The organism is Paenibacillus sp. FSL M7-1455 (assembly GCF_038004655.1).
Lineage (GTDB): Bacteria > Bacillota > Bacilli > Paenibacillales > Paenibacillaceae > Paenibacillus_AQ > Paenibacillus_AQ cookii.
On sequence record NZ_JBBORO010000001.1, the window covers coordinates 1865433 to 1876822 of the forward strand.

Sequence of the window (11390 nt, forward strand, 5' to 3'; positions counted from 1 at the left end):
CCGGGACGCGGCAAGCCGGGGCGCATGCTCCGGAGCAAGGCCGTCCGGGTATGGACGGAAATGAAAAAAAACAAGCACGCTTATGTGCTGATGGCGCCTTATTTCCTTATTTTTTGCACGTTCACCGTCATTCCGGTACTGCTGTCCTGCGCTTTAAGCTTCACGAACTTTAATTTGCTGGAGCAGCCCCGGTGGATCGGCTGGCAAAATTACGCGAGATTGTTCGTCCAGGACGACATCTTCCTGATCGCCTTGAAAAACACGCTGCTGTTCGCGGCGATTACCGGACCGATCAGCTACATGGCCTGCTTCATTTTCGCCTGGCTGATCAACGAGCTGCCGCCCAAGCTGCGGGCGGTGCTTACGCTGGTGTTGTACGCCCCTTCCATCTCGGGCAATACCTATTTGATCTGGACGCTGCTGTTTGCGGGCGATTCCTACGGGTATGCCAACTCGTTTTTGATGAAATGGGGTTTCATCATGGAGCCGATCCAGTGGCTGCAGGATACGCGGTACGTGCTGACGATCCTCATTCTGGTTCAGCTCTGGCTCAGTTTGGGGACGTCCTTCCTGGCGTTTATCGCCGGACTGCAAAACGTCGACCGGACGATGTACGAAGCAGGCAGCATCGACGGGATCCGCAACCGCTGGCAGGAGCTGTGGTTCATCACCCTTCCGGCGATGCGCCCGCAGCTGATGTTCGGCGCGGTCATTCAGATCGCTTCTGCGTTTTCGGTCGCGGAAATATCGATCTATCTGCTCGGCTTTCCGAGCGTGGATTATGCCGCGCATACGATCGTCACCCATTTGGTCGACTACGGCACGATCAGGTTCGAAATGGGGTACGCTTCGGCCATCGCGACCGTGTTGTTCACGATCATGCTGACCGTGAATCTCGTAACCCAGAAGCTTCTAGGAAAAGTGGGTGAGTAAAGCGTGAAATTGGTTTTGAAAATGCCGAAACGATTGAACAGGTCCTGGGGCGTCGACATTTTGCTGTTTTTGCTGCTGGGAGGCGTGGCGTGTTTTATGGCGCTTCCGCTCGTCTTTACGATCAGCAACGCGTTTAAGCCGATCGACGAAATTTTTACGTTTCCGCCCAAGCTGTTCGTGCGCAATCCGACCTTCAAAAACTTTACGGATCTGGTAGGGATCTTCAGCGACTCCTGGGTGCCGTTTTCCAGGTACGTATTTAATACGTTTTTTATCGCGATCGCGGGTACGGTCGGCCATGTCATTTTGGCTTCGGCGGCGGCGTATCCGCTGGCGAAAATCCGTTTCCCGGGCCGAAAGCTGCTTTTCAGCATCGTGGTGCTGTCGCTGATGTTTACCGCCTACGTCACCCAGGTGCCGAACTATATGATCATTTCGTACCTCGGCATGATCAATACGTATTGGGCGATATTGCTTCCGGCTTTCGGGATGACGCTCGGGCTGTATTTAATGAAGCAATTCATGGAGCAGATTCCGGACGCGCTGCTTGAAGCGGGGAAGATCGACGGAGCGAGCGAATACCGGATTTACTGGCAAATCGTCATGCCGATTGTGCGGCCCGCATGGCTGACGCTCATCATTTTTTCGCTGCAAAGCCTGTGGACCAACGGCTCCGTCACGAGCCACAAATTTATTTACAGCGAGCAGCTGAAGACGGTGGATTACGTGTTCGGGCAAATCGCAAGCGGCGGCCTGGTCCGGACGGGACCGGTCGCGGCCGTGACGCTGCTGATGATGCTCGTGCCGATTACGGTGTTTATCGTCACCCAGAGCAGCATCATTCAAACGATGTCCACGTCGGGCTTGAAGGAATAACGGAGGGGGCTAACAGATGAAGAGATGGTTCGCTGCATTCATGATCGCGCTGCTCTTGGCCTCCGGCACCGAGGCGGCCCCGGCGTCGGCCAACGATGCTTACAACTACTCGTATTGGGGAACGCCGGTCCCGGCCCCCGATCCCTACGCCTTGGAGCGGGTGATATACGGAAACGAATGGAGCGCGGGCCCGTTGTCCGCGCCCCAGGATCTGTACGCCGGTCCCGGAGGCAAGCTGTACATCGCCGATACCGGCAACAATCGGATCGTCATTTTGGATCGGGATTTGCAGCTTGCGGGAGTCATTGGCGAATTCGCGCATGAGGGCAAAAAAGACGGCTTGAACCAGCCGCAGGGCGTTTTTGTCGACCCGGACGGGAACGTTTACGTTGCCGATACGGATAACCGCCGCATCGTCGAGTTTGACGCAAGCGGTAAAGCGAAAAGAATCATAGGGGAACCGAAGTCGACGCTTCTCCGGCAGGGGTTCCAGTATACGCCGACCAAGCTTGCCGTGGATCAGGCCGGGCGGCTGTACGTGATCAGCCAAGGCAGCTACGAAGGCATCATGGAATTCGAGTCGGACGGCACGTTTAGCGGCTTTATCGGCACCAATCGCGTCAAATTCAGCCCGGTGGATTTGTTCTGGAAACGGATATCCACGAAAGCGCAGCGCGAGCAGATGCAGCAGTTTATCCCGATCGAATTCAACAACTTGGACGTGGACGAGAACGGATTCATCTATACCTCGACCTCCGAGGAAAATTCCGACCAGCCGCTCAAGCGGCTGAATCCCTCCGGCACGGACATTTTGCGCAGCAAAGGATATTTTCCGCCGAAAGGGGACGTCGGCAACCTCGAAGGGGGAAGCGTCACCGGCAGTTCGATTTTCGTCGACGTGACGCCGGACCGGGCCGGGATGTACAGCGCGCTGGATGCGAAGCGGGGCCGGGTGTTCACCTACGACAAGGACGGCAACCTGCTGTATGAATTCGGCGGCCTCGGCAGCCAGCAAAGCAATTTCCGGACGCCGGTGGCGATCGATCTGCTCGGCGACCGGATGGCCGTGCTCGATAAGGACAACAACCGGTTGTCGGTATTTGCTCCGACCACCTACGGCAGCCTGATCCGCAGCGCGGTCGTGGCCTTGAGCGAAGGGCGGACGGATGCGTCCACCGCGGCCTGGAGACGGGTGCTCCAGCTCAACGCGAATTTCGACGTCGCTTATATCGGCATCGGCAAATCGCTGCTGAAGCAGGGCGACAACCGCGAAGCCATGAGCTACTTCAAGCTCGGCAACGGCCGCGAGTATTATTCCGAAGCTTTCAAGCGTTACCGCAAGGAGGTCGTGTTCGAGCATTTCGGCACGATCGTGCTGGTCATCGCAGCGGCGATCGCCGTCGTAGCCGCGGCCGTCAAGCTGGCCGGGCGCAAGGCCAAGGGGCAGTTCTATCGGGAATTCGGCATTATCCGGAACCCCTTCTACACGCTGCTTCATCCGTTTAACGGGTTCTGGGAAATGAAATACGAACGGAAGGGAAGGCTCAGCGTGGCGTTCGCCATCGTGGCGCTGCTTGTCGTGGCGATGATCGTCAAACGCCAGCTCGGCGGCTTTGTCATTAACTTTAACGATCCGGATCAATTGAGCACGCTGAACGAACTCAAATTCATCCTGCTTCCGTTCCTCCTTTGGTGCATCGCCAACTGGTCGCTGACGACGCTGATGGACGGGGAAGGAAAATTTACCGAAATCATGACCGCGACGGCGTATTCCCTGCTGCCGCTGGTGCTCATCTATTTTCCTCAGGTGCTGTACAGCAACGTCATTACGGCGGATGAGAGCTCGTTTTATTATTTGCTGGATACGATCGCGATGATTTGGTTCATTTGGCTGCTGTTTACGGGAACGATGACCGTGCACCAATATTCGGCAGGGAAAACGGTCGTCACGATGCTGCTGACCTTGGTCATGATGGGGATCATCATTTTCCTCGGCGTGCTTTTCTTCAGCATGCTTCAGCAAATGATCAATTTCGCAAGCTCCATCTATAGGGAAATTACATTCAGGCTGTAGGAGGGATGAAACGTGGGCATTCGCAAAAAACAAGCGGCAGGCTTCCTGTGCGTTTTGCTCCTGACGGCGGCGGTTTGGGGCGCCGCGGACAGCGTGCCGCCGCGCAAAGAGGCGGAAGCTTCCGGAGCTCAAACCTCCGAAACGGCGGCTGCGAAATCCGCAGCGCCGCAAACGGATCCGGCCGGTCACAGCGCCATGCCGGCGCTCTCGCGCCATGCGCAGGCCGCTCCAAACACGCCGCAAGAGCTTGCAGCGCTGGAAACGATGGAGGTTGCGGCGGAAAATGAGCGGCTGAAACTGTTCGTCAACCGGGAGACGGCGGAAATCGCCGTGCAGGAGAAGGACAACGGATACGTATGGTTTTCCAATCCGCCCGGGCGAAACGAAGACCCGAAAGCGTCTCCGCTGTACAAATCCGAGCTGTCCGCACAGGTGCTGCTTACGTATTACAACGACAAAGGCCAGGTCAATGCCTTCAACAGCTTCGACGACAGCGTGGCCAAACAGCAGTTCAAGCTGACGCAGGTCGAAAACGGAATCCGGGTGGACTACCGGATCGGGAACGTGAAGCAATCCTTCCCGAACATTCCGAAGGTGATCGGCAAAGAGCGTTTCGAGCAGGACATCCTCGCCAACATCCAGGATCCGGACCAGCGGGACGACATCAAATACAAATTCCGCTTCGACGAAAAAAAGCAGGTATACGAAGTGCGGAAGCTGCAGGATTACGTAGCCGAGGAAGTGTCCGCCGTATTGGAGGCGGCAGGCTATACGGCGGAGGATGCCGCTGCCGACAACCAGGCCAACGGAGCGGGCGGCGAGGCGGCATCCGAAGAGCCGGAATTTGCCGTCCCGGTCGTTTATGCGCTTGACGGGGACAGCCTGGTCGTATCGGTTCCGGCAAAGGAGCTGAAGGCCAACAAGTCGTTTCCGATCGCCTCGCTTCAGCTGTTGAAATTTTTCGGCGCGGCGGATACCGGAAAACAAGGATATATTTTTGTGCCCGACGGCTCCGGCGCACTCATCCATCTTAACAATCAAAAGCTTCATGCCGAAGGGTATGACCTGCCGATCTACGGGAATGACGGGGCATTCGACGTGAAGGAGAAAATTCAGACGAACGAGGCGTCCCGCCTGCCGGTGTTCGGATTAAAGCAAAACGACCATGCGCTCGTCGGCATCATCGAGGACGGGGAAGCGGGAGCCAGCGTTGCGGCCGACATCAGCGGGCGCAACGATTCCTACAATACGGTCGGGGCCAAATTCCAGGTCACCGCGATGGACTATTACACGCTGTCGTCCGGCACGAAAACGAGCGCGGTGCCGATGTTCCAAACAGGCAAATATGAGGGGAACCTGCAAGTCCGGTATGCGTTTTTGTCCGGCGATGACGCCGATTATACAGGAATGGCCGCGGCTTACCGCACATACTTGGAAGGCAAATACGGCTTGAAGCCGCTGCAGGCTTCGTCCGGCAGCCCGTTCGTGCTCGAGCTTGAAGGCGCGTTCCGCAAACAGAAATCGATGCTCGGCATTCCTTACCGGTCGACCGAAACGTTAACGACTTTTGAGGAAGCGCAAACGATCGTCGGCGAGCTGAAGGCTGCCGGGGTCCAGAACATCGACCTGCGGTTCGTGGGCTGGTTCAACGGCGGCATTCGCCATGGTTCGCCGGACGACGTTGAGGTGACCGGGGCTTTGGGCGGCAAAAAGGGATTGCTGAAGCTCTCGGATTATATGAAGCAAAACGGATTCCGGTTTTACCCGGACGCCGCGTTCGTGGAAAAATACAAAGGCGGTAAAGGCGCGGCTACGCTCCTCGACCGCAGCAAAGCGGAGGTATTCGCTTATAATCCGGTGACGCATGCGAAGGATACGAGCAAATTTTCGCACTATCTTCTGTCGCCGCATCGGCTGCCCAAGCAGGCGGACGGATTTTTGGCCGATTATGCCAAGCTGGGCGTTCCCGGGCTGTCGCTGCGGGATTTGGGCCGCGAGGTCCATTCCGATTTCGACCCTGCGCATCCCGTGAGCAGGCAGGATTCGCTCAAAGCATCGGTGCAAGCCATGGAGCTTCTCAAAAATAAGACGGGCTCGCTGATGGTTGAAGGCGGCAACGCCTACAGCCTGCCGTATGCCGACGTGATCGTCGATGCGCCGGAGCGCAGCAGCAGGCTTAACATTACCGACGAAGAGATTCCTTTTTTCCAGATCGCGCTCCACGGCTATTTCGATATTGCCGGAGCCCCATACAACATGGGCGGGCTGCAAAATCCGCGCCTGTCCATGCTGAAGTCGCTGGAAACCGGCTCGGCCGTCTATTACCAATGGTTCGCAAGCGACGCGTCCAAGGTAAAGGATACGGACTATAACCACTTGTACGCGCTGAACTACAAGGATTGGATCGGCGAGGCGGCGGAATTGTACAAGGAGTCGAACCGGGTGCTTGCGAAAGTGCGGAATCAGGTCATTACGGCCCACAGCACCCTGGCTCCGGGCGTCGTCAGAACGACGTACGCAAACGGCCTAACCGTAACCATCAATTACAATCGGGCGGCGGTGGCCGTGGACGGCCTGCAGCTTCAGCCGCAGAGCTATCACGTAGGCGGTGAATAACATGTTCAGAAAATCGTTAACCTTGTCCCAGAAAAAGCAGCTGTACGGCCTGCTGTTCGTCACGCCGCTTATTTTGGGGCTCGTCATCCTGTTCCTGCTGCCGCTGATCCAGTCCTTCCGGTTCAGCCTCAGCACCATTCGGCTCGTTGAAGGAGGCTTTGCCGTCGATTACAAAGGATGGTCCAACTACGGCAGCCTGTTTACGACCAACCCGGATTATCCGCGCAAACTGACCGAATCGGTCGTCAACATGGTCGTCAACGTGCCGATCATCATCATTTTCAGCCTGTTCGCCGCGGTGCTGCTCAACCAGAAGTTCCGGGGGAGGGCGCTTGCGCGCGCGATATTTTTCCTGCCGGTCATTTTGGCTTCCGCGGCGATCGCCAACCTGGATATCAGCAGCTTTGTCGGGGGTTCGACCCTGTCCGGAAGCAGCGGCGAAAGCGGAGGCGGGATGCTGCAAAGCTTCGAGCTCAAAAAAATGCTGACCGAATCCGGGCTTGCGCCGGTGTTCGTCGATTACATTACGGGGGCGGTGGACCGCATATACGAAATCATCAGCTCGTCCGGGGTGCAAATCCTGATTTTTCTTGCCGGGCTGCAGTCGATTTCGCCGGCCTTGTACGAGGCGTCGCGGATCGAAGGGGCGACGGGCTACGAAATTTTCTGGAAGGTGACGTTTCCGATGATGACGCCGCTCATCCTGACGAACACGGTGTATTCGATCATCGATTCTTTCAGCCGGAATTCGATCAATTCCCTCATTTCCGAAACGGCGTTCAAATCGTTCGAATTTGGCCAAAGCGCAGCGATGTCCTGGGTGTATTTCGCGGTCGTGACGGCGATCCTGGGCATTTCGACGGCCATCATTTCCCGAAAGGTATTCTACTATGACTGATAGGAGGAGAAGGCCATGAAATCGCCCGCCGCATACGCGGATATCATCCAGTACCGATTCAATCCCCTGGAAAAATCCAAGCTTTGGCTGTGGAAAGCCGTGCGCACCGTCATGATCGTCGGCTTTTGCTTCATTATTTTGTTTCCGCTGTTTTTGCGGCTCTCGGTAGCCTTTCGCAGCAAAGCCGACATTTACGATCCGACCGTGCTTTGGATTCCGCGGCATTTTACGCTCGACAACATCAAAATCGCGATGGAGGCGACCCAATATTTCCCGGCCCTCCTGAACACGTTCCTCATATCGGCCGGAACGACGATCGTCCAGCTGGCTTCGTGCGCGCTTGCGGCGTATGCCTTTGCAAGACTGAAGTTCCGGGGCAGCGGCCTGCTGTTCGGCCTCGTCATTTTCACGATCGTGGTGCCGCCGCAAACCATCATGATTCCGCTGTACCTGACGTACCGTTATTTCGATTTGTTCGGTTTGATCAAGCTGTTTACGGGCAAATCCAGCCTGAACCTGATCGATACCTTCTGGCCGTTCCTGATTTCCTCCGCAACCGCGATGGGGCTGAAAAACGGTTTGTACATTTACATTTTCCGCCAGTTTTTCCGCGGGATTCCGAAAGAAATCGAGGAGTCGGCCTTCGTCGACGGCGCGGGCGTGCTGAGAACCTTTTACCGGATCATGCTTCCGAACGCCGTGCCGGCCATCATTACCGTCGTTTTGTTTTCGTTCGTCTGGCAGTGGAATGACAGCTATTACGTGTCGCTTTTCCTGAGCAAGGTCAAAGTGCTTTCCACGCAGCTGATGGACATGGGGTCGGCGCTTGGCAAGGAGCCGGATCTGGTCTACCAGTCGATGCTCCTGAACACGGGCGTGCTGCTCCTGACCGCGCCGCTGATCATTTTATACCTGTTCGTGCAGCGGTATTTCGTGGAAAGCGTGGAACGGACGGGCATCGTCGGTTAAACCGGCACATACGATCGCCTGTTTCATGCATGCGGCCTGCGCATCGTTTGATCGAGGAGCGTTGGCGGACCCGTCATGCGTCATAAGAAAAAATCTTAGAATGGAGAGCGGAATATTGGCACAATCAAAGACGGTACATATCGTTTCGCACACGCATTGGGACAGGGAATGGTATCTGCCTTATGAAAAACATCATGTGCGCCTGGTCAAGCTGATGGACGAGCTGCTGGCTATCCTGGAAAAGGATCCGGATTTCAAAAGCTTTCATCTCGACGGGCAAACGATCATGCTGGACGATTATGTGCAGATCCGCCCGGAAAAGCGGGAGCTTCTCGAGAAATACGTACGCGAAGGCCGCATCCATATCGGCCCGTGGTATGTTTTGCAGGACGAGTTTCTGACCAGCAGCGAAGCCAACGTGCGTAATCTGCTATACGGTCACCGGGATGCGGCCCGTTACGGCGCGATAAGCAAAACCGGGTATTTCCCCGACTCCTTCGGCAATATGGGGCAGGCGCCGCAGCTGCTGCGCCAGGCCGGCATCGGGAACGCCTTCTTCGGACGGGGCGTCAAGCCGACGGGGTTCAACAACGAAGTCAGCGAGGCGGCGGCGTACGAATCGCCGTATTCGGAAATGATCTGGGAAGCTCCCGACGGTTCGCGCGTCCTTGGCATTTTGTTCGCCAATTGGTACAGCAACGGCAACGAAATGCCCGTGGAACCCGGGGAAGCGGTGGCCTATTGGGAACAAAAGCTGCAGGATGCGGAAAAGTACGCTTCAACGCCGCATCTGCTGATGATGAACGGATGCGACCACCAGCCGGTGCAGCAGACGGCCGCCGCGGCGATCCAAACGGCGCAAGCCCTGTTTCCGGAACAACGTTTCGTCCATTCCAACTTGGCGGATTACGCCAAGGCCGTATCCGAAAACGTGCCGGAGCATCTGTCGGTCGTCCGCGGCGAACTTCGCAGCCAGCATACGGACGGCTGGTCCACCTTGGTCAACACCGCGTCGTCGAGAATATACCTGAAGCAAATGAACAACCAGGGACAAACGCTGCTGGAAAAAACGGCCGAACCGCTCGCCGTTTTCGCCCATTTGACGGGGAAAGCGCCGTATCCGCATCATCTGTTCGAATATGCCTGGAAAACGCTGATGCAAAACCATCCCCATGACAGCATTTGCGGCTGCAGCGTGGACGAGGTGCATGACGAGATGGTGGCCCGGTTCGCCAAAAGCAGGCACGTGGCCGAAGCGATCGTCAGCGACAGCCTGGACGCGCTTGCGGATGAGATCGATACGAGCCGGTTCGGCCGGTTCCTTCGGGAAGGGGAAACCGCACATCCGCTGGCGGTATGGAATACGACCGGCTGGAAACGTTCCGGCGTGGCGACGGCGGAGCTTGAGATCGAGCGGATCTATTTCCGGAGCGGCATCGGTTTTGCCGAAATGAAAAAAACGCTGAAGACGCTGCCGATCGGCCGGTTGCGCATGATCGATCCGGACGGGGAAGAGGTGCCGTTTTCCTATGAGGACCTCGGCATCGCGTTCGGCTACGACCTGCCCGATGACCGCTTCCGCCAGCCTTATTTCGCAAGGAAAATCCGGGTACGCTTCGAAGCGGGGCGCGTGCCGGGGATCGGGCATAAAACGTTTGCCGTCGTCCGCGGAAAGCAAGGAGGCGCGGGCATCGCAGGCCGAACCGCCGCCGGTCTCGCACCTGCCAATGCTCCGGCGGGAAACGATGCGCCCCGTCCATCGCTGGTGACCGGACCTAACCGCATGGAAAACGAATATTTGGCGGTGACGATCGAACACGACGGTTCACTGACCGTCATGGACAAGGCAACCGGCCGGATGCTGCGGGACCTGTGCATCTATGAGGACACCGGCGATATCGGCAACGAATATATGTACAAGCAGCCTGACGGCGATCTGCCGATCACGACGAAGGGCCTGGCCGCCGACGTCACGTTGGCCGAAGACGAGCCGTACCGGGCTTCCTTCGATATTGCGCATACGCTTCGCATTCCCGTTTCCGCGGACGACACGCTCGGGGAGGAGCAGCGGGAGCTGGTTTGGTTCACGGGACGAAGGGCGGGCCGTTCTTCCGTCATGACTGATCTGCGCATCTACACCCGGATCACGCTCGAACGCGAAGGCCAAGGCATCCTTGTCGAGTCCGCGTTCGACAACCAAGCGGAAGACCATCGGCTTCGGATGCTGTTCAAACCGGGCATCGTCGCCCAGACGCACAAGGCGGATTCGATCTTCGAAGCGGCGGAAAGAAGCAACGTCCCGGCCGCGGAATGGAAAAACCCGAGCAACTGTCATCATCAACAGGCCTTCGTATCGATCCGGGACGAACGGCAGGGCCTCCTGATCGCCAACCAGGGGCTGCCGGAATACGAAATCATGCAGGAGGAATCGACGGCGGGAATTGCGGTCACGCTGCTGCGGGCGGTGGGGGAAATGGGAGACTGGGGCCATTTTCCGACGCCGGGGGCGCAGTGCAAAGGAAAACATACGGCGCGCCTGATGATCGTCCCTTTTTCGCCGGATGAATTAGGTCAGGGAAAAGGAGGTTTGGACGAGGAGGGCGCCATGGTTCTGGCGCATCAATTCCAGGTGCCGTGGCTGGCGCAGCAAACGGGGATGCATGGGGGCCGCCTTCCGGCCGTTCATTCTTATCTGTCCTGGGAAGGGAAGGGGCTTCTGTTCTCGGCGCTGAAAATGTCCCCGGAGGATGCCGTTGTGGCTCGGTGGTTCAATACCGAAAAAGACCCGCGGCTTCTGCGCATCGAACCTTCTTTTGCCGTTCAAGAGGCAAGGGAAAGCAACATTATGGAGGAGCCGCTGGAACGGGTGGATCTCGCGGAGATCGCGGCAGGGCCCGCGGAAATCAAAACGGTTTTGCTTCGGCCCAAGACATAAATGCTTGCAGCCGCTGCAGGGACGCTCGCGTCTTCTGCGGCGGTTTTTTGTTTCGGTTCGGGGAGGCGCATCCGGCTTGCGGAGTCCAG

General features: G+C 57.2%; 7 protein-coding genes. All 7 read left to right on the forward strand.

Features of this window, described 5'->3' with window-relative positions:
• Positions 1–24 precede the first annotated feature (24 nt).
• The 7 genes from NYE48_RS08630 (at position 25) to NYE48_RS08660 (ending at position 11301) form a co-directional block, all read left to right on the forward strand.
• Positions 25–933 carry a carbohydrate ABC transporter permease gene (locus tag NYE48_RS08630; RefSeq protein ID WP_341000615.1) on the forward strand — a complete coding sequence of 303 codons (909 nt, stop codon included), beginning with the start codon at positions 25–27 and terminating at the stop codon, positions 931–933.
• Between the two features lie 3 nt (positions 934–936).
• Positions 937–1809 carry a carbohydrate ABC transporter permease gene (locus tag NYE48_RS08635; protein ID WP_340998064.1) on the forward strand — a complete coding sequence of 291 codons (873 nt, stop codon included), beginning with the start codon at positions 937–939 and terminating at the stop codon, positions 1807–1809.
• A gap of 16 nt (positions 1810–1825) precedes the next feature.
• Positions 1826–3883: a YIP1 family protein gene (locus NYE48_RS08640; protein WP_340998065.1), complete on the forward strand. Its 2058-nt coding sequence runs from the start codon at positions 1826–1828 to the stop codon at positions 3881–3883.
• Between the two features lie 12 nt (positions 3884–3895).
• Positions 3896–6499, forward strand: a complete 2604-nt coding sequence (locus NYE48_RS08645) for a DUF5696 domain-containing protein (protein ID WP_340998066.1) — start codon at positions 3896–3898, stop codon at positions 6497–6499.
• A 1-nt stretch (position 6500) separates the two neighbouring features.
• Entirely contained in the window at positions 6501–7397 is an 897-nt protein-coding gene (locus tag NYE48_RS08650; protein ID WP_036713845.1) for a carbohydrate ABC transporter permease, read from the forward strand.
• Between the two features lie 15 nt (positions 7398–7412).
• Positions 7413–8366: a carbohydrate ABC transporter permease gene (locus NYE48_RS08655; RefSeq protein WP_052147280.1), complete on the forward strand. Its 954-nt coding sequence runs from the start codon at positions 7413–7415 to the stop codon at positions 8364–8366.
• 115 nt (positions 8367–8481) lie between these two features.
• The gene (locus NYE48_RS08660; RefSeq protein ID WP_340998070.1) at positions 8482–11301 is read left to right on the forward strand and encodes an alpha-mannosidase; all 2820 of its coding nucleotides are present in this window, start codon (positions 8482–8484) and stop codon (positions 11299–11301) included.
• Positions 11302–11390 lie beyond the last annotated feature (89 nt).

Coding starts and splice junctions, on each gene's coding strand:
- NYE48_RS08630 (WP_341000615.1), top strand. CDS start 25: ATGCTCCGGAGCAAGGCCGTCCGGGTATGGACGGAAATGAAAAAAAAC.
- NYE48_RS08640 (WP_340998065.1), top strand. CDS start 1,826: ATGAAGAGATGGTTCGCTGCATTCATGATCGCGCTGCTCTTGGCCTCC.
- NYE48_RS08650 (WP_036713845.1), top strand. CDS start 6,501: ATGTTCAGAAAATCGTTAACCTTGTCCCAGAAAAAGCAGCTGTACGGC.
- NYE48_RS08655 (WP_052147280.1), top strand. CDS start 7,413: ATGAAATCGCCCGCCGCATACGCGGATATCATCCAGTACCGATTCAAT.